The 22695-nt window shown below is 75.3% G+C and carries 16 protein-coding genes; 7 read left to right on the top strand and 9 right to left on the bottom strand.

The genetic code is table 11. The features are described from left to right. The 4 genes from EUS26_RS03700 to EUS26_RS03685 all read right to left on the bottom strand — a co-directional run. Window positions 1-187 (bottom strand): hypothetical protein (locus EUS26_RS03700; protein WP_130011826.1); only part of this gene is annotated, 187 nt, incomplete at its 3' end. Beyond that, entirely contained in the window at window positions 188-1291 is a 1104-nt protein-coding gene (gene wecB, locus EUS26_RS03695; RefSeq protein WP_130011825.1) for a non-hydrolyzing UDP-N-acetylglucosamine 2-epimerase, read from the bottom strand. Then, window positions 1288-1914: a hypothetical protein gene (locus EUS26_RS03690; protein ID WP_130011824.1), complete on the bottom strand. Its 627-nt coding sequence runs from the start codon at window positions 1912-1914 to the stop codon at window positions 1288-1290. The genes wecB and EUS26_RS03690 overlap by 4 nt, the downstream gene beginning before the upstream one ends. Further along, window positions 1911-2975: a glycosyltransferase gene (locus EUS26_RS03685; protein WP_130011823.1), complete on the bottom strand. Its 1065-nt coding sequence runs from the start codon at window positions 2973-2975 to the stop codon at window positions 1911-1913. Before EUS26_RS03685 ends, EUS26_RS03690 begins: the two co-directional genes overlap by 4 nt. Window positions 2976-3065: 90 nt before the next feature. Between EUS26_RS03685 and EUS26_RS03680 the strand changes: the two genes are divergently transcribed. Genes EUS26_RS03680 through EUS26_RS03665 form a run of 4 tightly spaced genes read left to right on the top strand, consistent with a single transcriptional unit; the run spans window position 3066 to window position 7273 of the window. Then, entirely contained in the window at window positions 3066-4325 is a 1260-nt protein-coding gene (locus tag EUS26_RS03680; protein WP_130011822.1) for a nucleotide sugar dehydrogenase, read from the top strand. Then, on the top strand, window positions 4322-5236 hold the full coding sequence (locus EUS26_RS03675) for an ABC transporter permease (RefSeq protein ID WP_130011821.1): 915 nt from the start codon (window positions 4322-4324) through the stop codon (window positions 5234-5236). The genes EUS26_RS03680 and EUS26_RS03675 overlap by 4 nt, the downstream gene beginning before the upstream one ends. Beyond that, a complete protein-coding gene (locus EUS26_RS03670) occupies window positions 5223-6143 on the top strand; it encodes an ABC transporter ATP-binding protein (RefSeq protein ID WP_130011820.1) in 921 nt (306 codons plus the stop codon). The genes EUS26_RS03675 and EUS26_RS03670 overlap by 14 nt, the downstream gene beginning before the upstream one ends. Beyond that, window positions 6140-7273 carry a glycosyltransferase gene (locus EUS26_RS03665; RefSeq protein WP_202865030.1) on the top strand — a complete coding sequence of 378 codons (1134 nt, stop codon included), beginning with the start codon at window positions 6140-6142 and terminating at the stop codon, window positions 7271-7273. Before EUS26_RS03670 ends, EUS26_RS03665 begins: the two co-directional genes overlap by 4 nt. On the opposite strand, the gene EUS26_RS17090 is transcribed toward EUS26_RS03665, so the two are convergent. Both EUS26_RS17090 and EUS26_RS03655 read right to left on the bottom strand, forming a co-directional pair. Then, a complete protein-coding gene (locus EUS26_RS17090; protein ID WP_202865029.1) occupies window positions 7223-10429 on the bottom strand; it encodes a glycosyltransferase family 4 protein in 3207 nt (1068 codons plus the stop codon). The genes EUS26_RS03665 and EUS26_RS17090 overlap by 51 nt on opposite strands. Continuing rightward, complete coding sequence (locus EUS26_RS03655) at window positions 10419-12398, bottom strand: glycosyltransferase family 2 protein (protein WP_165368491.1); 1980 nt, start codon at window positions 12396-12398, stop codon at window positions 10419-10421. Before EUS26_RS03655 ends, EUS26_RS17090 begins: the two co-directional genes overlap by 11 nt. Window positions 12399-12534: 136 nt before the next feature. Here EUS26_RS03655 and EUS26_RS03650 point away from each other — a divergent pair, with 136 nt between their 5' ends. The 3 genes from EUS26_RS03650 to EUS26_RS03640 are packed head-to-tail and all read left to right on the top strand — an operon-like array spanning window position 12535 to window position 16933. Beyond that, on the top strand, window positions 12535-12909 hold the full coding sequence (locus tag EUS26_RS03650) for a hypothetical protein (RefSeq protein ID WP_130011818.1): 375 nt from the start codon (window positions 12535-12537) through the stop codon (window positions 12907-12909). Next, window positions 12906-15815 (top strand): glycosyltransferase, encoded by a 2910-nt coding sequence (locus EUS26_RS03645; RefSeq protein WP_130011817.1) that lies wholly within the window; start codon window positions 12906-12908, stop codon window positions 15813-15815. The genes EUS26_RS03650 and EUS26_RS03645 overlap by 4 nt, the downstream gene beginning before the upstream one ends. Beyond that, a complete protein-coding gene (locus tag EUS26_RS03640; RefSeq protein ID WP_130011816.1) occupies window positions 15812-16933 on the top strand; it encodes an ATP-grasp fold amidoligase family protein in 1122 nt (373 codons plus the stop codon). The genes EUS26_RS03645 and EUS26_RS03640 overlap by 4 nt, the downstream gene beginning before the upstream one ends. Before the next feature lie 62 nt (window positions 16934-16995). On the opposite strand, the gene EUS26_RS03635 is transcribed toward EUS26_RS03640, so the two are convergent. Genes EUS26_RS03635 through EUS26_RS03625 form a run of 3 tightly spaced genes read right to left on the bottom strand, consistent with a single transcriptional unit; the run spans window position 16996 to window position 22423 of the window. Further along, a complete protein-coding gene (locus tag EUS26_RS03635; RefSeq protein WP_130011815.1) occupies window positions 16996-19149 on the bottom strand; it encodes an acyltransferase family protein in 2154 nt (717 codons plus the stop codon). After that, window positions 19146-21218 carry an acyltransferase family protein gene (locus tag EUS26_RS03630; RefSeq protein ID WP_130011814.1) on the bottom strand — a complete coding sequence of 691 codons (2073 nt, stop codon included), beginning with the start codon at window positions 21216-21218 and terminating at the stop codon, window positions 19146-19148. Before EUS26_RS03630 ends, EUS26_RS03635 begins: the two co-directional genes overlap by 4 nt. A 38-nt stretch (window positions 21219-21256) precedes the next feature. Continuing rightward, complete coding sequence (locus EUS26_RS03625; protein ID WP_130011813.1) at window positions 21257-22423, bottom strand: nucleotide sugar dehydrogenase; 1167 nt, start codon at window positions 22421-22423, stop codon at window positions 21257-21259. Window positions 22424-22695: the final 272 nt, after the last annotated feature.

Raw genomic sequence — 22695 nt, 5'->3', positions numbered from 1 at the left:
AGATGTGTATAAGGGCCAGGGCCACGACGGTCCGCGGCTGCAGCACCAGGGTGGTCCCAGACAACAGGTCGGGCCGCACCCGCCACCCCCGGCAGTCACCGGGCACGTCCCGCTGCGCGTCGCCGACGAGCACGAGGTAGCCGTGCGGGTGAGCCCCGAGCAGCACCGCCGCGTCGTCGGCCTCCACTCAGGCCGCCCGCAGGGCACCCGCCAGCACCGCCGCGATGCGCGGGCCGGCGTGCCCGTCCCAGAGCGGCGGCACCGGCGTGCTCCCCGGGGCGGGTCGCCCGGCCGCCAGCCGGGCCGCCACGGCCCCCGGCAGCTCGGCGTGGGTGGTGAGGGCGTTGGTGCCGTGCGTGATGGTCACCGGACGCTCGGTGCTGGGCCGCAGGGTGAGGCAGGGCACCCCGAGGACGGTGGTCTCCTCCTGGACGCCACCGGAGTCGGTCACCACGACGGAGGCGCCCTGCACCAGCGAGAGGAAACCGAGGTAGCCGAGCGGGTCGGACGGCCGGATCCCCGGGTGGTCGAGGAGCCCGACGTCGAGCAGCCGCGGCCGGCTGCGCGGATGCATGGGGAGGACCACCGGGCAGTGGTCGGCCACCTGGTGCAGGGTCGCCACCGCCCGGCGCGCGTGCTCACGGTCGTCGACGTTCCCCGGCCGGTGCAGGGTGGCCAGGACGTAGTCCCCGGCGCCGGGCAGCCCGACCTCGCTCCTGGCCCGCCCCTCGTCCAGGCGCCCGCGGTGCCGCAGGAGCGTGTCGATCATGGGGTTGCCCACCAGGTGGACGGTCGCCGGGTCGGCCCCCTCGGCGCGCAGGTGGTCCGCCGCGTCGGCGCAGGTCACCAGCAGCAGGTCGCTGATGCGGTCGGTGACCACCCGGTTGACCTCCTCCGGCATCGTGCGGTCGAAGGACCGCAGCCCGGCCTCGACGTGGGCGACCGGGATGTGCAGCTTCGCCGCGACGAGCGCCGCGGCGACCGTGGAGTTGACGTCTCCGTAGACCACCACCAGCGCCGGGCGCCGCTCGAGCATGACCTCCTCGAGCCCCACCATGGCCGCCGCGGTCTGCCCGGCGTGGGTTCCCGACCCGATGCCCAGGTCCACGTCCGGCCGGGGCAGCCCGAGCTCGCTGAAGAAGACCTGGCTCATGCGGTCGTCGTAGTGCTGGCCGGTGTGCACGAGCAGCTGCTCGACCTCGTGCGCGCCCAGGGCCTCGATGACGGGCGCGGCCTTGGGGAAGTTGGGTCGGGCGCCGGTGACGTGCAGGACCAGCGGTCGGTGCGTCATCCGTGCTCCTGCCCCTCGCCCGTGGCGTGCACCTCCAGGTCGGCCGGGAGCCGCTCGCCGATCACCCGCAGCAGCCGCACGTCCGCGGGGTCCAGGCCGTCGGCGTCGGCCCGGGCGAGGTGCCAGAGCTGGTAGTGGTCGACGATGCCCGCCAGCCGGCGGGCCACGTGGTCCGCCCACCCGTCCGGGTCGCCGTGGGCGCCGCGGGCGAAGACCTCCTGCGGCACGACCAGCTCGAGCACGACGTCGTGGCGCCGGGCGACGGCGAAGAGCGGCAGGTCGAGGACGAAGAGCGGGCGGAAGGAGCCCAGCTCCCGCTGCAGCGCGCACACCTCGTCGATAAGCCGCTCCGCGGCCGCCTCCTCCAGCCCGGTGGCGACGACCCCCACCACGGGCAGCCGCGCGACGTCGGCCCCGGTGACGCCCCGCCCGGCCCGCATCGGCACGTCGACGTGGCCCGCCCCGTGACGGGGCGCGAAGACGCGCCACGCCAGGTCCGACAGGGTCGCGCTGCGCCGCACCCGGGGCAATACCTCCTCCAGGGCCAGCCGGTAGCCCGGCAGCCGCCGGGTCCAGCGGGCGACGGTCTGCTGACGGCGCCGCTGCGCCGGGGTGGGGGTCACGCCGCGCCCGCCACGGCGAGGATGTGGTCCGCGGCGGCCTGCGCCCCGTTGCCGGGGTCGGCACCCGTGGCCGCCGCGGCGAGCTGCTCGCCGCGCGCCAGCAGCTCGTCGACCAGGGGCCCGGCCGCCCCTGACGTGAGCGTGGGGGCGCTGAGCGCCCAGCCGCGCCGGGCGGCCTCGCCGGCCCGCGCCTCCTGGTCGTCCAGCGAGGTGTGCCGGTTGGGGACGAGCAGGGTCGGCACGCCCAGGCGCAGCGACTCGTGGAAGGAGTTGTAGCCGGCCGCGGCCACGACCAGGTCGAAGGCCCGGTAGTGCTCGGACAGCGGGAAGTGGCGCACGAGGTGCACGTCACCGGCATACGCCCGCTCGGCGATCGCCGGGGCGGTGACGCACACCCCGATGCCCCGCTCGGTCAGGGCCGCGGCGGCCGCCCCCACCTCGTCGTCGGTGTCGTTGATGTTGCCGGCCCCGAGCGAGACGAGCGCGAGGGCCCCCTCGGCGGGCAGCCCGAGGGCCGCGCGGGCGTCGGCCCGGTCGTGCGTCTGCCCCGGGTCCAGCAGGGTCACCGGCGGCACCCGCAGGACCGCGTCCTCCGGCACCGTCGCGGTGGCGCCGCGGTCGGCGGCCGCCGACAGGTCGCCCGGCTCGACCACCGCGTCGAACCACGCCGTCTTGGCCAGCTGGTCGGCGTTGCGGCCGGCCCGCCACATCCCCCGCCGCGACCAGACGGCACGCGTGCGGGGGTGGCTGGCGAGCGCCTCGTCCAGCCCGGAGTAGGGGTGGGTGCCGTCGAAGACGAGCACGTCCGGGTCGACGCGGTGGAGGATCTCGGCGACCTGCTCGGCGAACAGCCGCCGCCACGCCGCGGGCCGCAGCCCGGAGGCGCCCTGCGAGGCGAGGTACTCCCAGGGCAGCCCCTCGGCCTCGACCACCGGCACCGCCTGCGACAGCGACACCACGTGCCGCCGGACCTGCGGCGGCATCCGCCGCGCGTAGGCGAGCAGGCGGGTCAGGTGCCCCATCCCCGCTCCGTTGCTGGACAGCAGGAGCACCGAGGACATACCGGCGATCATGACACAGGGCGTTATGCTCGGGACGCGCCTGACCGGCGCCCCCGACCACCCCTCTTGTCGCGAAGGAGACTGGCCATCGTGGCTGTCGACGCTGTCATCATCGGCCTGGGTTACGTGGGCCTCCCCCTGGCTCAGGAGGCGACCCGGGCGGGTATGCGGGTCCTGGGCTTCGACATCCACCAGGGTGTGGTGGACGCGTTGAACGAGGGCCGGTCGCACGTGGACGACCTGGCCGACGAGGACATCGCGCAGATGCGCGAGGGTGGTTTCGAGGCGACGACGGACGAGTCGCGGATCGCCGAGGCGCAGGTGGCCGTGATCTGCGTGCCGACGCCGCTGTCCGCGGACGGCGGCCCGGACCTGCGTGCGGTGGAGTCGGCGGTCGCGGCGGTGGCCCGCAACCTGCGGCCCGGGATGCTGGTCATCCTGGAGTCGACGACCTACCCGGGCACGACGGACGAGGTGGTGCGGCCGGCGCTGGAGGCCGGCGGCCTGGTCGCGGGGCAGGACTTCCACCTGGCGTTCAGCCCCGAGCGGATCGACCCGGGCAACCAGCAGTTCGGCGCGAAGAACACCCCGAAGGTGGTCGGGGGGCACACCCCGGCGTGCAGCGACGCGGCGGCCGGGTTCTACGGCACGTTCGTGGACACGGTGGTGCGGACCAAGGGGACCCGGGAGGCGGAGACGGCCAAGCTGCTGGAGAACACCTACCGGCACATCAACATCGCGCTGGTCAACGAGATGACCCGGTTCTGCCACGAGCTGGGCATCGACCTGTGGGACGTCATCGACGCCGCGAGCTCCAAGCCGTTCGGGTTCCAGGCGTTCTACCCGGGTCCGGGGGTCGGGGGGCACTGCATCCCGATCGACCCGAACTACCTGTCGCACAACGTGCGGGCCCGGTTGGGCTACCCGTTCCGGTTCGTGGAGCTGGCGCAGGAGATCAACGCCGGGATGCCGGCCTACGTCGTCTCCCGTGCCCAGGACGTGCTCAACACCGAGGGCAAGGCGCTCAACGGCTCGACGGTCCTGCTGCTGGGCGTGACGTACAAGCCGAACATCGCCGACCAGCGGGAGAGTCCGGCGGTGCCGCTGGCGCGGCTGCTGGCGGCCAAGGGTGCGCGGGTGCTGTTCCACGACCCGCACGTGCAGGACTGGCACGCGGTGCCGGAGGCGCAGCGGGTCGACGATGCGGGTGCGGCGGCCGGACAGGCCGACCTGACGATCCTCGTGCAGAACCACCGGGGTTACGACGTGGACGCGCTGGCCGACGCCTCCCGGGCGTTCTTCGACACGCGTGGGGCCGCGACCGGAGGGGAGAAGGTCGTCCGGCTGTGAGCTCCGACCTCGGGCCCGAGCCGCACCATCAGCCCCCGGTCCTGCCCTACGCCGAGGCTGAGGAGCTGGCGCGTCGCCACGGGATGACGCAGGTCGCGGTGCGACCCTCGCTGGGCAGCTACATCAAGGAGATCTGGCTCTACCGCCACCTCATGTGGTCCCTGGCCAAGGGCGAGGTCGTCAGCCAGCACCGCGACAACTACCTCGGCATCCTGTGGTCGGTCATCAACCCGATCCTGCTCGGGGTGGCCTACTACCTCATCTTCGGCCAGCTGCTCGGCCTGAGCCGCGACGTCGACAACTTCGTCGCCTTCCTCACCGTCGGCCTGTTCACCTTCTCCTTCATCTCGGCGACCCTCACCTCCGGGGCGCGCTCGCTGCTGGGCAATGTCGGCATGATGCGCTCGCTGGCCTTCCCCCGGGTGCTGCTGCCCGTAGTCAAGGTCATCTCGGAGTTCGTCAACAACATCCCGGCCTTCCTCGTCCTCGTGGTCATCGCCCTCATCACCGAGGAACCGGTCACCTGGGAGTGGCTCCTCTTCCCGGTGGCGCTGCTCATCGTGGTCGTCATGGGGCTGGGCATCGCCATGCTCATCTCCCGGGCGGTGCACAACGTCCGCGACCTCGCCAACATCGTGCCGCTCATCACCCGGCTGCTGCGCTACGTCTCCGGGGTGTTCTTCTCCATCCAGGTGCGGTTCGCCAACATCGACGACGCGCCCCGGTGGGTGGGCCTGGTCCTGGAGTACCAGCCCGTCGCGGTGAGCCTCACGCTGGTCCGGGAGACCCTCCTGGAGGGGTTCGAGCTGCGCTGGGAGACCTGGGCCGTGGCCGCCGGCTGGGCGGTGCTGCTCTTCGTCGCCGGCTTCGTCGTGTTCTGGCGGGGGGAGGGGACGTATGGCCGTGCCTGAGGCGATCGGGGGGGCGGCCCCCACCATCGACGGCGAGCGGATCCCGTCGGTCATCGTGTCCCACGTCGACATCCGCTACCGCATCTACGGCAGCCCGAAGCGACCGGAGGAGAGCGAGGAGGAGGGCGCGGTGCGCCGCCTGCTCAGCCGGGGCTCCCAGGCGGGCCTGGGGGTGCAGGAGGTGCACGCGGTCAAGGACGTGTCCTTCGTGGCCTACCGCGGGGAGACGATCGGCATCATCGGTCGCAACGGGTCCGGCAAGTCGACGCTGCTGCGCTCGGTCGCCGGCCTGGTGCCGCCGAGCAGCGGCACCATCTGGCTGGGCGGCAGGGCCGCGCTGCTCGGGGTCAACGCGGTGCTGCAGAAGAAGCTGAGCGGCCGCGACAACATCTGGATCGGGGCCCAGGCGCTCGGGCTCACCCCGGCGCAGGTCCGTCGGCGGATGGACGACATCATCGAGTTCGCCGACATCGGCGACTTCATCGACCTGCCGATGAGCAGCTACTCCACCGGTATGGCGGCGCGGCTGCGGTTCGCGATCTCGACCGCCGTGGTCCCCGACATCCTCATCGTCGACGAGGCGCTGGCCACCGGTGACGAGCACTTCCGGGCGCGGGCCACCGAACGGATCGAGGAGATCCGTGAGCAGGCGGGGACCGTCTTCCTCGTGGCGCACAGCCGCAAGCGGATCAACCAGCTGTGCACCCGGGTGCTGTGGATGGACGGGGGGCGGCTGCTCGGGGACGGGCGGCCCTCGGTCGTCAACGGCCTCTACGGCCGCAAGTACGGCCGGCACCGCCAGGTGTGGAAGGAACGCTACGAGGAGATCGAGCGGGTCATGACCGAGCAGGGCCCGGAGGCGGCCCGCGAGCTGCTGCGCAGGTGGGAGCCGGAGGGGAACTGGTGAGCCCGCGCCGGATCCTCGTCGTCACCGTCGTCCACCACCCGGAGGACGCGCGCATCCGGCACCGTCAGGTGACCAGCCTGCTGGAGGCCGGCTGGCAGGTGACCTTCGCGGCCCCCTTCACCGGGCACGGCGTGGAGCAGCCCACGGGCGTCCCCGGGCTCACCCCGGTCGACGTCACCCGGTCCACGGGCCGGCGACGGCTGGCCGCCCAGCGGGACGCCCGCCGGGTGCTGCGCGAGCTGGGGCCGCGCCACGACGTGGTGCTGCTGCACGACCCCGAGCTGGTCCCGGCCACCCTCGGGGTCTCCCTGCCGGTGACGGTGTGGGACGTGCACGAGGACACCCGGGCGGTCGTCGCGCTGCGCTCCTGGGTCCCCGACCGCCTCCGGGGGCCGTTGGCCTCGGTCGCCTCGGCGCTGGAGCGCAGCGCCGAGCGCCGCATGGTGCTCATCCTGGCCGACGAGGACTACGCCGACCGGTTCGCCCAGGAGCACCTGGTCGTCCCGAACACCACACCGGTCCCGACGGACCCGCCGCCGGCGGGGACCCCCGACGACCAGGGGCGGCTGCGGGTGGTCTACCTCGGCAGCCTGGCCCGGGAGCGGGGCGTCGCCGAGCTCGTCGCGGTGGGGGAGCAGCTGCGCCGACGCTCCGGCGGGCGGGCGGTGCTGCAGGTCGTCGGGCCGGCGCACGGCGCGGCCGTCACCGCGCAGCTCGAGGAGGCCCAGGAGCAGGGCCACCTGGAGTGGATCGGCTTCCTCCCCGCGCGGGAGGCCCTGGGGCGTCTCGACGGTGCTCTCGCCGGCCTGTCCCTGCTGCACGACGTCGCGAACTTCCGCCCCAGCATGCCCACCAAGGTGGTCGAGTACATCGCGCACGGCATCCCCGTCGTCACGACGCCGCTGCCGCGGGCCGTCGAGCTCGTCGAGCGCAGCGGCTCCGGGGTGGTGGTGCCCTTCCACGACGTGGACCGGACGGTCGAGACCCTCATGGGCTGGGTGGAGGATCCCGAGGGCGCCGCCGAGACCGGCCGCCGCGGGCACGCGCTGGCCGCCCGCGAGCTCGACTGGTCGGTGCACTCACGCGCCTTCGTCGACGCCATGGGTCGGCTCGCCGACGCCCCCCGCTGAGCGGACCTCCCTGCCCGCGAGGGCGATCTCGTAGACCCGGTCGTAGCGGGTGGCGATGGCCTCCCACGTGCGCTGCTCCCGCACCCAGGTCCGGGCGGCCCGTGCCATCGACGACCGTCGGCCCGGGTCGGCCAGGAGGCCCTCCAGCACGTCCGCGAGGGCCTCGGCGTCCCCCGGGGGGAAGGTCGCGCCACGCTCACCCTCGCCGACGATCTCGAGCAGCGCCGGCAGCGCGGAGACCACCACCGGCAGGCCCATGGACATCGCCTCGTAGGGCTTGAGCGGCGTGACCAGCCGCGCCGCCCGCTCGTCGATGCGGGGCACGACGAAGACGTCGAGGAGGGCGTAGTAGTCGCCGACGTCGTCGTGGGGGACCTGCCCGGTGAGCACGACGTGCTCGGCGACGCCCCGCTCGACGGCCAGCCGCTCGAGGGTCTCCTGGCGCTCCCCGCCCCCGACGACGAGTCCGCTGACGGCGAGCCCGCGGCGCCGCAGCACGGCCACCGCCTCGACGAGCGTCTCCTGACCCTCGCGGGGGTGGTCCAGGTTGCTCACGTAGCCGACGACGAGCCCGTCGCCGAGACCGAGCCGGGCGCGCAGGTCCGCGCGTGGCTCGCGGGGAGCGATCGCGGCGGCGTCGACCCCGTTCGGCACGACCACCACCGTCGCCGGGTCCGGTGCCAGCCCGTCCGGGGTCGGGGGACGCTGCACGATGTCCTCGCGCATGGAGTCGCTCAGCGTCACGACGGCGTCGGCCTCTGCGAGGACCCGCGTCTCCGCCTCGCGCCGCAGCCGGTAGAGCTCGCTGCGGGTCGCCCGGTCGACGTCTGCGGTCCACACCGCCTCGAAGAGGCCCCGGACCTCGTAGACGACGGGGATGCCGGTGGCCCGGCCCACGGCGAGGGCGGCGAGGGCCAGCTCGTAGCCGCGGTGGCCCGAGTGGGCGTGCAGGACGGCCGGGCGGTGCTCGACCACCACGTCCAGCAGCCGTCGGGCGAAGGCGTCGAGACGCTCGTCGGGAGCCTCCCGCTCGGGGGCCTCGGGGCGGGCCAGCCGCAGGTGGGGCACCCCGCCCACGTCCTCCACCGGTGGCGCCGGCTCGTCCGGGAAGCCCAGCGGCGTAACGGCCAGCACGTCCTCCCCGGCGCGCCTGCGCTCGCGCAGGAGGTAGAACGAGCGCACGGCATACCCGCTGGTGCGGTGCGGGAGGGAGGCCTTGAGCACGTGCAGCACCCGGCCGGGCACCGGCAGGACCGGGGTGGGGGCGAGGTCACCCGGCCACCACCCGGGCTCGAACTCGCGCAGCCGCCCCTCCTGCTCGCGGACCAGGGTCGCGACCAGCGGGCGGCCGTCCGCCTCGGCCCAGCGCCGCAGGACCGCCAGCCGGGTCCTCGGTTCGCCGGCCTTGGTGGTGGTGAGCGCGGCCTGCTGCAGCACCGCCGGCGCGACGGTGCCGGCGGGACGGTCGAGCAGCTCGTGCACGAGGGCCATGGCCTCCTCGTGCGCCCCCGCAGCGGTCAGGTCCGCCAGTCGACCGACGTCACCGAGGACGACCTGCCGCAGCGTCGCCGCCGCGGCGGCGGTGGCGTCGTCCTGCGCTGCCGTCGGCGTGCCGAGCGCGTCGAGCCCCGGCACCACGGCGACGTGCGCCTCGGGCGCGAGCGCACGGACCATCCGGTGCGACGCCTCGTCGGGGACGAGCACGACCAGGGTCTGGCCGGGCGCGAGTAGGGGCACCCACGGGCCGTCGAGGTCCCCGGCCCGCAGCAGGACCACGACGCGGGCGTCGGCCGGCGCGGCGAGCGAGGCGAGGACGGCCCGCTGGTCGGCGCCGTCGACCAGGACGACGTCGGGGTCGGCGTCCTGCAGCGCCGCGGAGAAGGGGGCGTAGGCCCGCACCGGCAGGCCCAGCCCGGCCCCCAGCCGGGCCTCCACCACGGCGTCGGGCACGCCGGCACCGCGCAGCGAGGAGGGGACGACGTCGGGTCCGCCGAGCAGGGTGACGTCCACGACCGGGGAGACCCGCAGCGTCGAGCGCAGGGGCGGCCCCGAGCCCTGCGCGGGCAGCAGCAGGACCCGGTGGTGACCGCGGTCGTCCGACGCGGGGCCGGCGGGTGCCGGGCCCGGCTCGGCGGCGCCCGCTCCGTCGACCGCGGCCGGGGTGCCGGCGCCGGCGCCGGCCACCATCGCACCGTCGACGCGGTCCTGCGTGCCGTCGAGGGGGTCGGTGAGCGTCCTGCCGGTCCGGCTGGCGCGCAGCGGCTCGCGGACGGGACGACCGACGGCGGCCAGCAGACGCAGGGCGAGGGCGGCCCAGCGGGAGGCCGTCGCGGGGTCGGCGGTCAGCACGGTGTCCGCGGCGGCCAGCAGGTCCTCCGCGGCGCGGGTGACCGTGTCCGCGTGGGCGTCCGAGGAGGTCCGCGCGCCGGCGTCGGCGTCCGTCGTGGCCGTCCCCTCGTCCGAGGGCGGGGCGGTCTCCGCGAGCAGCGACCACCCGCGGAGCACGACGTCGTCCTCGCCCAGCAGCGGGAGGAGGTCCTGGACGAGGAGGTCGCGCTGGAGCGGGTCGAGGGTGGTCCAGGGGAGCAGCCGGGCCCGGTCCCGCACCTCGTCGGTCACCGGGGCGTCACCCGGCAGCAGGCGCAGGACGGTGCGGAGGGTGTCGAGCTCGTCGTCCGGGAGGCTCGAGCGGCGGCGGGGGCGGCCGGTGGGCAGGTGGGGCAGGGCGAGCGCCGCGCCGAGCGCCCGCGCCGGCCCGAGCCCGCTGACCACCCTCGGCCCCGCGGACGCGGCCCGCGCCGCCGCGGCGGCCTCCTCCTCACCGGGACCCAGGACGACGACGAGGTCGACGCCCCGCACGGCGTCACCGAAGCGCGGGTCGAGCCGCACCGCGATCCGTGCCCCGGGGGCGGGGGGCAGGACGCGCTCGACCACCCGCAGCGGCAGCTGCTGCCAGCGGGGTCGGCCGTGCCCGGCGCGCAGGACCAGCAGGTCCGGGGCGGGCACGGCGTCGGGGGCCGTCCGCGCGAGGGTGACCGACGGCAGCAGGGCGGCCAGGTCGTCCGTCAGCGCGACGGCACGGGGGTCGGGGTCCACGGTGAGGACGACCAGGGCCGTTGCGGGCGCACCCTCCTGACCGGGAGCCTCAGCGGACATCGTCACCCCCGGGACCGGCGAGGTCGAGCCCGGGGAGCGCCCGGCGCACCTCGGCGACCTCGGTGTCGTCGAGCCACGGCGCCACCACCCAGCGGGGCCGCACACCCCACCACGAGCGGACCAGGTCGGCGGCGCCGAGCAGGTCCTCGGGCAGGCCCGAGGGCCCCGGCCGGACGCTCTCGGTGCCGAGCCACACCTCGACGGCCCCGGCCCGGACCCGCACCTCCTGCGCGCCCAGCAGCGCCAGGACGGAGAGGTCGAGGATGACCAGGCGGTCGACGGCCAGGTCGTCGGTGCGCGAGAGCAACCAGGCCCGCCCGTCGAGCAGGGGGTCGTCGAGCCCCCGGTCCAGCTCGGCCCGACGGATGCCGGCGGCGGCGTGGCCCTCGTGGTGCCAGAGCCCCACCAGCGGCCCGGGCGGGTCGGTGGCCAGCTCCTCCCTCAGCCACGCCCCGGCCCGGCCGGGGGAGGGCGCGGCGAAGGAGCCGAGGTAGGCCGTGCCCAGCCGGTGCGGCACCCGTGGCCCGACCGGCAGCCCCCGGGTCCAGGCGGCCGGGACGGGGAAGGGCAGCGCGGCCAGGGTGGCGTCGTCGACGGTGACGTCACCCCCGGTGCGCCGCCGACGGCTGAGCCGACGGTGCCACGCCATGAAGCTGGACCGGAAGGCCCGTCGTTCCGGGGCGGCCCAGGAGAAGGTGAAGTCGCCCCGGGAGAGCGACCCGGCACGCAGCCGGGTCACCGCCAGCGGCAGGTCCACGTCGACGATCTGGCCGTGCAGCCGCGCCACGCGCTCGGCGAACTCGGAGTCGGCGCCCTTGCGGACCGGCAGGAAGCCTCCCGTGCGGTCCAGGACGCTGCGTCGCAGCAGCAGCGAGGAGGCGTTCTCCCGGACCGCGCGGTAGCCCAGCCACTGGTGGGTCAGGTCGTCCTTGGCGCGGACCGCGAGGCTGCGGGTCATCGGGGCCTCCGGTCCCGCGTCCGCCAGGGCCCGTACCTGGTGCTCGATCCGGCTCGGGTGCGACCAGTCGTCGGCGTCCTGGAAGGTGATGAGGCTGCCCCGGGAGGTCGCGATGGCCGCGGCGCGCCCGAGGTAGGACCCGCCGTTGCGCTCCATCGGCAGGACCCGGACCCGCGGGTCGAGGGCCGCCACCTGCGCGTAGACGTCCTCGTAACCGGGTCCGGAGCAGTCGTCAACGACGACGACCTCCAGCTCCGCGTAGGTCTGCTCGGTGATGGAGCGCACCGCCGTGAGCAGCCCGGCGTCCGGTCGCCAGCTGGGCATGACGACGGTGACGAGCTCGTCGGCGGGTGCCGACCCGGGCGTGGCCCCCGGCGCGCCCAGCCGGTCGAAGGGGCTGAGCGATGGCTCGTCGAGGCCGTCCTCCGTCGGCCGCAGCCGCGGCGGGGCGAGCCCCCGGTCGGTGAAGCGGGTGGCGAGCAGCCGCTCCCAGCCCTCCTCCGGGAGGGCCACCGTGCTCGTGCCGTGCGGGTTGGCGAGGTCCACCCGCAGGTAGAGGTCGGCGTCGGGGTGCAGGCCCTCCACCCCCCGCAGCAGCTGCTGAAGCTCCGCGTGCCGACCGGCGAGGTAGAGGGTCTGCAGGGCGGTCATCCGCAGCTGCGGGGAGACCCACGACAAGCCGTCGACCGGCCACAGGGCCTCCACGACGAGGGCCGAAGCCAGCAGCTCCCGGTCCGAGCGCAGCAGGCCGGCCCAGACGAAGGCCACCCCCGCGAGGGCCCGCCGTTGCTCGACCCCTCTCAGGCAGGCCGCGGGGACACCTCCGTCGAGGACCGCGTCGAGCAGGGTCCCCGCCGTGTGCCGGGCGGCGCTGGCCCGCTCTGCGAGCACCTCCAGGGCGTCCGGCGAGCGGTGCCGCAGCGCCAGGTGGAACAGCGCCGCCACGTCGTGCCCGGCCGGGCCGTGGCCCAGCTGCCAGGAGAGCCACGGCGGGACCGGATCGGTGCTCATGGGGTGGACAGGTCTCCCTCGTGGGCTCTCGGGTGCGTCGTGCCGGACCGGGGCGCCCGGCCCCGGGTACAGTGAACACCGTCTGGCCCGGTGCCGGAACCCCGACACCCCACCCCCGTGCAGGAAGGCCTGTCGCGTGCCCGTTCGCCTCGTCCCCGTCGTCGGCAGCGCCCTCGGTCTGGTCCTGGCGGCGGTCCTGGTCGTCGGAGCGGCCATCGGCAGCCCGGTCCTCGCGGCGCTCGCCGGTGGGCTGCTGGGGGCGGCCGTCCTCGCGGTCCAGCTGGACTCCTGGCGGCGGGTCCGCAGCCTGCGGACCTACCTGCGCGACGAGATCCGGGCCGCCCGGGCGCCCGCGCAGCCGCAGGTCACCGCCGGCGCCTCGGAGTCCGACCTGCTCGGCGCGGTGCAGCTGCTGCAGGCGCAGTACACCGGTCGGCTGGACCGGATGCAGGCGGCGCTCGACGACGCGCTGGCCCGGACGGGCTCGCGGGCCGAGCACGACCCGCGGTGAGCGGCCCCCACCGGGCGAGCACGCGGGGGGTGGCCGCCGACCACGCCCGGATCGCTGCCCGCCGGTCGAGGGCGCTGGTCGCGACGACACTGCGCACCCGCTCCGTGCACGCCCGGGAGGTGCTGGCGGAGGTCGCCTGGCCGGGCCACCTGCCGGAGGACCTGGCGGCGTGGTCGGCGCGCGGCCCGGAGGCCGGCCTCCCCGACGACGCCGACGCCCTGGGTGTGGCCGACCTCGCCCGCGTGATCGCCGTCCAGACCGGGGATCCCGCGGACGTCGGGGTGGCCCGGGCGCTCCTCGAGCAGCTGGCCGCCTCCCCGCACCTGCCGGTCCTGCGCCGCGAGCACGTCGAGATGCTGGCCCAGCTGCGCGTCCTCGGCGGCGACCCCCGGGGCGCGGTCGAGCTGGCCGCCGACCGTCGCGTCCGGCCCGGCGTGGCCTCCTCCGTCCGGGCCGACGCCCTGCACCCCCGGCTCGACCCGGCGGCCGCCGGGCAGGGTGAGCCGTGGGCGGCCGCGTTCTCGGCCGCGCTGGCCAGCGGCCGGCTGGCGCCCTTCCGGTCACCGGGGGAGGGCCGGGCCCCGCACCTCGACACGCTCGCCACCCGGCCGGTCCGGCCCGCACGAGGAGCGGGGCTGGTGACCGTGCTCATGAGCAGCTTCCGCCCCGGCCCCGCCCTGCTCACCGCGGTCCGCTCGGTCCTCGCCCAGAGCTGGGCCGAGCTCGAGCTGTTCGTCGTCGACGACGGCTCCGGTGACGAGGAGACCGCAGCGCTGCTGACCGAGGCGGAACAGCTGGACGAGCGGGTGCGGGTGGTCCGCAAGGCCGTCAACGGCGGCACCTACCGGGCCCGCAACACGGCGCTCCGCCTGGCCCGGGGCGACTACGTCGTGGTCGTCGACTCCGACGACTGGTGGCACCCGCAGACCCTCGAGGTGTGCCTGGAGCCGCTCCTGGCCGACCCGGGCCTGCTCGCCACCCGGGCCCAGGGGGTGCGGGTCACCCCCGACCTCGTGCTGACCCGGCCCGGCTACCAGCCCCGGTTCGCCTCGGCCGCCACGGTGCTCTTCCGGCGCCGACCGGTGATGAACCGCATCGGCTTCTTCGACCCCACCCGCAAGGGCGCCGACACGGAGTTCACCCGGCGGTTGGAGGCGGCCTTCGGGCCCGTCGTGCGGGACGTGGAGGAGACGACGACCATCCTGCGCGGCGGTCCCGCCACGCTGTCCTCGGAGGAGTTCGCCAACGGCTACCGCCATCCTGCGCGGCAGCTCTACAAGGCGCTCTACACCCCGTGGCACGAGGCCGTCGCGGGGGGCGAGGACACGGCATACCTCGACCCGGAGGCGCCCCGTCGCTTCCCCGAGCCGCGGCGCTGGGCCCGGCCCACCCACCCGCTGCTCGACACCCGCCCGCGCGAGCTCGACCTGGTCGTGGCCGGTGACTGGCGCAAGTTCGGCGGCCCGCAGCGCTCCATGATGGAGGAGATCCGTGCGGCCCGGGAGGCGGGCCTGCGGGTCGGCGTCATGCACCTGGAGGCGCTGCGCTTCATGTCGGCGCAGGACCAGCCGCTCGCCGCCCCGTTCACCGAGCTGGTCCGCTCGGGTGAGGTCTCCTGGGTGCTGCCCGACGACGACGTCGACATCGACGTGCTGCTGGTGCGCTACCCGCCGATCCTGCAGTACCCCCCGCGCCTGGCCCGCGTGGTCCGGGCCCGTCAGGTCCTCGTCATGGCCAACCAGGGCCCGCTGGAGCCGGACGGCAGCGACCAGCGCTACGTCGTCACCGACGTCACCGGGCGCACCGCCGAGCTGTTCGGGGCACCGGTCACGTGGGTGCCGCAGAGCCCGACCATCCGTCGGGTCCTGCGCGAGGAGGACCCGGACGTCGCGCTGACGCCCTGGGACAACCCCGGGCTCATCGACGCCGACGCCTGGGCGGTGCGGCCCACCGACCGGCCCCCCGGTGCGTCGGGGACGGTGGTGGTCGGTCGCCACTCGCGCGACGACCGCATCAAGTTCCCCCCGACCTGGACGGAGCTGCGGCAGGGGTATGCCTTCGGCCCCGGCCACGAGGTGCGCATCCTGGGCGGGGAGCAGACCGTGGCGGCCCTGCGCGCCGCCACGGAGGACCCGGGTGAGGAGCCGCCCGGCTGGACGGTCCTGCCCGCCACCGCCGAGGACGTCCGGCCCTTCCTCGCCGACCTCGACTTCTACGTCTACCTGGACAACCCGGACGCCCACGAGTCGTTCGGCCGGACCCTGCTCGAGGCCGCCGCCAGCGGTGTCCTCGTCATCGCCCACCCCAAGCACCGGCCGACCTTCGGGGACCTGCTCGACTACGCGGTGCCGGGCGAGGCGCAGGCGCTCGTGGCCCGCTACGTGGCCGACCCGGACGCGTACCGGGAGCGGGTCGAGCGCACCACCGCCTTGGTGCGCGAGCGCTACGGGCACGAGGGCTTCGTCGAGCGCCTGCGGCCGCACCTGTCCTGGGCGGGTGGGGGCGCGCAGAGCGTCGGCGAGCACGCCGCGCCCGCCGCCTCCCCCGTCCGGCTGCCGCTGCGCAGCGCCGGCGACGGCACCCGCGCCGACGCCCTCGTGGTGGACCACGACGGGCTCACCGACCCTGAGCTGCGGGCCTGGCTGACCCGCACCGTGCCCGACCCGCCGGGTCCGGACTGGACCCCCGGGCCGCTGCTCGCCGAGGCTCCGGCCGCGGTCCGCGGCGTCCGCCTCCACCAGGGGGGTCTCACCCTGACCGCCGACCGGACCGCGGCCGACGGCGACACCGAGGCGCACCGCCGCGCGCACCGGCTCTGGGGGACGCCCCCGGAGGGCTGGGCCTGGCGCGCCGGGCACAGGCACACCGGGGCGGACGCGCCCACGAGGACCGAGGAGAGGTCATGAACCTGCGACGTGAGGTCATCCGGCGCATCCCGCCGCTGGAGAAGCGGGACGCCGAGCTGCGCCGCCGCAACCAGCGGATCCGGGCGCTCGAGGGCGAGCGCGCCGCGCTGGAGCAGGAGCTCTCCGCGCAGCGGGACCACGCTGCCACGCTGGTCGACCCGGAGGAGCTCCTCGCACGCTCCAGCTTCACCCACCACCTCGTGACCCTGCGCCGGGTGACCGTCGCGCTGCGCGAGCTCGACCCCGAGCGCCGCCACCCGCTGCGCCAGGTGCCCTTCAAGCTGCGCAACTACCGGCTCGCCGTCAGCCACGGCATCCCCACCCCCCGCATCCTCGGGGTGTGGGAGGACCCGGGCAGCATCGACCTGGACGCCCTTCCCGACGAGGTGGTGGTCAAGTCCGACGGGGGCGCCGGCAGCCACGGCGTGCTGCCGCTGCGGCGGGTCGCCGGGGGTGGCTACCAGACCCTCGACGGGGTGCGGTCGCTCAGCGCGGACGAGGTGCGTGAGCACTTCACCTCCCGCGTGGCGCAGCACCGGATCAGCGGCCCCTTCTTCGCCGAGGAGGTGCTCCGCCAGCCCGGCGGCGGCCCGATCCCGGACGACGTGAAGATCAACGTCAGCTACGGGGAGGTGCAGCACGTCATGCTCCGGCGCGTCTCCCGGCACGGTCACCTGCGGTCCATGGGGTACCGCTACGTCGACGCGGACGGGACGGAGCTCGGCGCGGTCATGATCGGGCGCGCGGACGACACCGGCGTCCCGGTGCCGCCGGACCTGCCGGAGATGGTCGAGATGGCCCGGCACCTCTCCCTCGCGACCGGGCTGCCCTTCATCCGGGTGGACCTCTACGGCACCGAGCGGGGTGCCGTGCTGGGCGAGCTCACCCGGACCCCGGGTGGTCGTCAGCCGTTCCGCGCCGACCACGACGAACGGATGGGTCTGGGGTGGGAGGCGGCCGCCAGCCGCCTCGAGCTCGACCTCGTGGCCGGCCGGCCCCCGGGCATCCTCCACGGCGAGCACCCGATGCCCGAGCTCTACCCCGAGGGGCACGTCTCCCGCTCGGCCGACCCCGGGGCGTGGGCGCCGGTGGTCGTGCCCTGCGCGCACTGCCGCTGACCGGTCCTGCCGCCCCCTCGTCGTCACCCCGGAGTGCGGTCCGTCCGCCGGGCCCCGCGCGCTCAGCGGTCGGTGGCCGGGTCCTGCGGGAGCTCCCACCCGATGTCCTCCACGGGGGTCGTCGCGACCCCGAGACGGGCCAGCTCGTGGTGCAGCACCGGGGTGAGGGAACGCACGTAGGTCGCGGTGAGGTGGCTGCCCTGGCGGTTGACCACGACCCCGCCGACGACCGGGGCGCACCCGCCGAGCCGGTCGGGCGCGGGGCATACCCAGGGCAGCAGCTCCACGACGGGGGCGTCGAGGCGCGCGGCCACCTCGGTGAGCACCCGGGTGCCCGAGGCGGGCGCGGCCGGGCTCCAGCACGGGGCGATGTCGTCGCGGTGCTGGTCGAGGCACTCGAAGCTGCTCACCCCCTCGGCGACGCCGCGGGGCTCCGGAAGCGGGGTGTCCGCGACCAGGACGACCTCCGCTCCCTCGTCGAGCGCCGGACGCAGCAGGTCCACCATCGAGCCGGCCAGCTCCTCGGGGTAGCCCTGCCCGACCGACGTGAGGACGAGGTCGGGAGCGTGCTCGGGCTGGCCGAGGCGCTGCGCGAGCATGGTGTTGTAGTCGTGGCACTCCGGTGAGCGGCCCTGCGCGACGAAGCCGCACGCCGACTTCGTGTAGAAGCGCACCCGCCACCCCTCCTGCTGGCCGATGGCGTGCAGCGCGGAGCTCCACTGCTCCATCTTGGAGTCGCCGACGACGGCGACCTCGGTGTCGCCCTCCGGGTCCCCGAAGGTGCAGGCGTCGTCGCTGCGCAGCTCGGTGCCGCTCGTCGTCACCTGGCAGCCGGCGCGGTAGGCCAGCGAGATGTCCTGGTCGGCCACGGCCGGGTCCGGCACGGGCTGGTCGACCCGGGCGGTCACGGCCTCCAGGTCGTCGACCAGCTCCAGGTCCGGGGTGTCACGGCTGGCCGGCGCCACGAGCGCCAGCGCGCCCACGGGTCCCTGGGTCGTCGCGCCGTCCGCCAGCTGGAGCGAGGGCGCGCTGACGACCAGCGCCCCGGCCAGGGCCGCGGAGGTGCCCATCGCCGCGGCGCCGGCCAGGAGGGCGGGGCGGGCAGAGCGGTTCAGCGCGGAGGAGTAGCGCAGCGGGTTCTCGACGAGGTGCAGCGTGAGCCAGGCCAGGACGGCGGCGAGCAGGGCCACGCCCAGCCGCAGCCCGAGCCCGGACTCGGGCACCCGCTCGGCGAGCAGCCGCAGCAGCGGCCAGTGCCACAGGTAGAGGCCGTAGGACAGCCCGCCGACGAGGCGCAGCGGCGCGGCTCCCAGCGCTCGGCCGACCGCGGTGCCGTCCGGGTGGATGCCGGCCGCGATGACCGCCGCCGTGGCCAGCGTCGGCAGCGCGGCGGCGGTGCCGGGCCACGGGGTCCCGGTGTCGACCGCGACGAGGGTGAGCACGATCCCGGCGACGCCGGCGACGGCCAGCACCGCGCGGACGGTCTGCGGCAGCCGCTCCAGCCGGGAGGTCAGGAGCACCAGGAGCGCCCCGACCCCGAGCTGCCACACCCGGGTGGTGGTGGCGAAGTACGCCTCGCCGGGCGAGGACGCGGTCCGGACCACCGACCAGGTGAGGCTGGCCACCACCACGACGGTCAGCGCCAGGGTGAGCGTCGGCAGCAGCCGCAGCCGGTGGCGCCGGACGAGCCAGAGCACGGCGATGATGAGCAGCGGCCAGACGACGTAGAACTGCTCCTCGACCGACAACGACCAGTAGTGCTGCACGAGCGAGGGGTCCTGGTCCTCGGCGAGGTAGTCCACCTCGCGCCAGGCGAGGAGCCAGTTGACGACATACCCCGTGGCCGCGAGCACCTCGGTCCCGAGGTCGGCGTGCCGGCCTCGCGGCAGCAGCACCCACCCGGCCAGCGTGGTGACCACCAGGACGAGGGTCGCCGCCGGCAGCAGCCGGCGGGCGCGGCGGGCGTAGAACCGGGGCAGCGACACCCGTCCGTCGCGTCGGGCCTCGCGGACGAGCTGGCTGGTGATGAGGTAGCCGGAGATGACGAAGAAGACGTCGACGCCGGCGAAGCCGCCACCGGCCCCGGGCAGGCCGACGTGGAACGCGAGCACCATGAGGACCGCGATCGCGCGCAGCCCCTCGATGTCGCCGCGCAGCCGGCTGGCGCCCGACGCGGGGGAGGCGACCGTGGCGCGCGGCGCGGTGCCGGCGGTCACCGGGCTCCCCCGGAGGGCCGCGGCGGGACGTCGTCGAGGGCGATGTCGTCGGCCGCGGCGTCGGTGAGCCCCAGGTCGCTGAGCGCGCGGTAGAGGAAGGGGGTGAGCGAGCGGGCGTAGGTGTCGGTGAGGTGGCTGCCCTGCCGGTAGACGAGCTGGCCGCCCAGCGCGACCGGGCAGGTGTCGCCCTCCGGGCAGATCCACGGGTTGAGGTCGAGCACCGGGGCGCCGGTGGCCTCGTGCACGGCCCGTAGGTGCGCCCGGCCGAAGGTCCCCCGGGGCGGGCGCTCGCAGGCCAGCAGGTCGTCGGGGTGGGCGGCGGCGCACTCGTAGGCCTGGTGGTCCGGGTGCGCGTTGTCGTCGACGACGACGACCTCGATGCCGGCGTCGGTGAGCGCCCGCGCCCCCTCGACCATGCCCTCCCGCTCGGCCGCCTCGAAGCCCCCCGAGCCGATGAGCACCAGGTGCGGCGGGTCGGCCAGCAGCCGCCGCACGACCTCCCGGCCGAAGGCGTTGCAGTCCTCGTCGGTGGCGCCGGACACCGTGGGTGAGCAGGCGCTCTTGAGGTAGAGCTCCAGACGCCACGACTCCGCGGCGGCGATCGCGTCGACGGCGGAGGCGTACTGGCCGAGCTTGGAGTCGCCCCACAGGGCGACCCGGGTGCTCGAGGCCGGGTCGCCGTAGACGCATGACGGGTCCGGCTCCGCGACGCCCTGCTGCACCTGGCAGCCGTCGGCGTAGTAGCCGGGCACGTCCTGCCGGGCCAGCGCCGGGTCCGGCTGCACCGGGCCGGTCCGGTCGTAGATCCGTCGGGGCAGGGCCACCGGCTCCCAGACCGGCGCCGACGGGTCGTCGACCAGGGCGGCGGGGCCCGGTGCCGTCGTCGTGCCCAGGGTCGGGCGGGTGGCCCAGGCGACCCCCGCGGCGCCGGTGACCAGGGCCATGGCGGCGCCGGCGGCGACGAGCGACCGGCCGGGCCGGGTCGCCAGCCGGCGGCTGAACCGCACCGGGTCCTCCACCAGCCGCCGCAGCAGCCAGGCGAGCAGGACGGTCACCGCGCCGACCTGCGCCAGGCCCACCGGCCCCAGCGTGCCGCGCTGCTCCTCGACGAGGACGAGCAGCGGCCAGTGGACGAGGTAGAGGCTGTAGGAGATGCCTCCCACCCACACCAGGGGCGGCAGCGACAGCAGCCTCCCGGCGAGGGTGGCGTGTCCCGAGGTCCCGGCCGCGACGACCAGGGCGCTGCCGAGCACGGGCAGCAGGGCCGCGGTGCCCGGCCAGGGGGTGCCGGGGCCGACGGCCACCACGGTGAGCAGCACGAGCGCCAGCCCGGCGCTACCGACGACCTGGGCCGTGGCGGCGGACAGCCGCGGCAGCACCGGCACGGCGAAGGCCAGCAGGGCCCCGGCGCCCAGCTCCCAGAGCCGCGTCGGGGTGACGAGGTATGCCGTCTGCGGGCTCTGCGCCGTGGCCACCACCGACCAGACCAGGGAGGCCGCGGTCACCACGCCGAGCAGCGCGGCCAGGACGACCCGGCGGCGGGCGCCGGTGCGCGCGGCGAGCGCGAGGCCCGCGACGACGAGCAGCGGCCACAGCAGGTAGAACTGCTCCTCCACCGCGAGCGACCAGTAGTGCTGGAGCGGGGAGAGGCCCGCCCCCTCGGCGAGGTAGTCCACCGACCGGGCCGCCAGGACCCAGTTGACGACGTAGAGCGAGGAGCCGAGCACGTCCGCGAGCAGCTCGGGCCGGCTGCTCGTCGGGAGCACCACCCAGCCCGCGGCGAAGGTGACGGCGACGACCACCAGCGCCGCGGGGAGCAGCCGCCGGGCGCGGCGCGCCCAGAAGTCGCGCAGCGACACCCGCCCGGTGCGGTCGGCCTCGCGCAGCAGGATGCCGGTGATGAGGAAGCCGGAGATGACGAAGAAGACGTCGACCCCGGCGAAGCCGCCGCCGAGCCCGGGCACCCTCAGGTGGTAGAGCAGCACCGCCAGGACCGCGACCGCGCGCAGCCCCTCGATGTCGCGCCGTCGGCTCCGCCCCGGGGAGGGGGCGGGGTCCGGTCGCGGCATGCGCCTATCGTGCCAAACCGCGGGCTCCCACCCGGCCGTCAGTCGCGTCCGTAGAGGTCGCGGGTGTAGAGCTTGTCGCCGAAGGTCTCGCTGTGCTCGTCGAGGCGGTTGGCGATGATGACGTCGGCCGCCTCCGCGAACGCGGACAGGTCGCGCACGACCCGGCAGCCCTGGAAGGTGTCGCGGTCGTAGGACGGCTCGAAGATGACGATCTCCACCCCGCGGGCCTGCAGCCGCGACATCACGCCCTGCACGCTGGAGGCGCGGAAGTTGTCGGACCCGGCCTTCATGATGAGCCGGTAGATGCCGACGCGGCGCGGGTGCCGGTCGAGGATGTCGGCGGCGATGAAGTCCATCCGGGTCGTGTTGGCGTCGACCACCGCGGTGATGAGGGTCTGCGGCACGGTCCCGTAGTTCGCCAGCAGCTGCCGGGTGTCCTTGGGCAGGCAGTAGCCGCCGTAGCCGAAGCTGGGGTTGTTGTAGTGCGCGCCGATGCGGGGGTCGAGACCCACGCCCTCGATGATCTGACGGGTGTCGAGGCCCCGCGTCACGGCATACGTGTCGAGCTCGTTGAAGTAGGCCACCCGCATCGCGAGATAGGTGTTGGCGAAGAGCTTGATCGCCTCCGCCTCGGTGGAGTGGGTGAGCAGGACCGGCACGTCGTCGTCCAGCGCCCCCTCGAGCAGCAGGTCGGCGAACTGCTGGCCGCGCCCGCCGGTGTCGCCGACGATGATCCGAGAGGGGTGCAGGTTGTCGTGCAGCGCGCGCCCCTCGCGCAGGAACTCCGGGCTGAAGAGGATGGTCGCGCCGGGGTGCTCCGCGCGCAGCTGCTCGGTGTAGCCGACCGGGATGGTGGACTTGATGACGATCGCCGCGTCCGGGTTGGCGCGCAGGACGTCGGCGACCACCGACTCCACGCTGCGGGTGTCGAAGAAGTTGGTCTCGGTGTCGTAGTCGGTCGGGGTCGCGACCACGACCCACTCCGCACCGGCGTACGCCTCCTCCGGGTCGGTCGTCGCCCGGAGGGTCAGCTCCCGGGTCGCGAGGTAGTCGCTGATCTCCGGGTCGTGGATCGGGCTGCGCCGGTCGTTGATGAGGTCGACCTTGGTCGGGTCGATGTCCAGCGCGGACACCTCGTGGTGCTGGGCCAGGACCACGGCGAGGGAGAGCCCCACGTATCCGGTGCCGGCGACGGCGATCTTCATACCTCTCCTTCGGGTCGGTGCCGACCCAGTATGGCGTCACCCGGGTGAGAAGCCGATGAGGCGGACGCGACGGGATTAGGCGCCCGCCGACCGGGGCCGGTATCGTGGTCGGGTTCACCGCGGTCCGTGGCTCCGGGACACCGGGGCCTGTGGACGAGTCCGCCGCAGCCGTCCCCACGATGGCATGCTGGCGGCGGAGCGGTGGGACGTGTGAAGCCCTCCTGTCACGGAGAGACCGTGACCGCTACAGACCGAAGGAGGTGGGTCATCAC

Origin of the sequence: Serinicoccus sediminis (genome assembly GCF_004153545.1) — a bacterium.
Taxonomy (GTDB): Bacteria; Actinomycetota; Actinomycetes; order Actinomycetales; family Dermatophilaceae; genus Ornithinicoccus; species Ornithinicoccus sediminis_A.
Note: the sequence above shows the minus strand (reverse complement) of the source record. Positions and strands in the feature narration are given on the sequence as shown.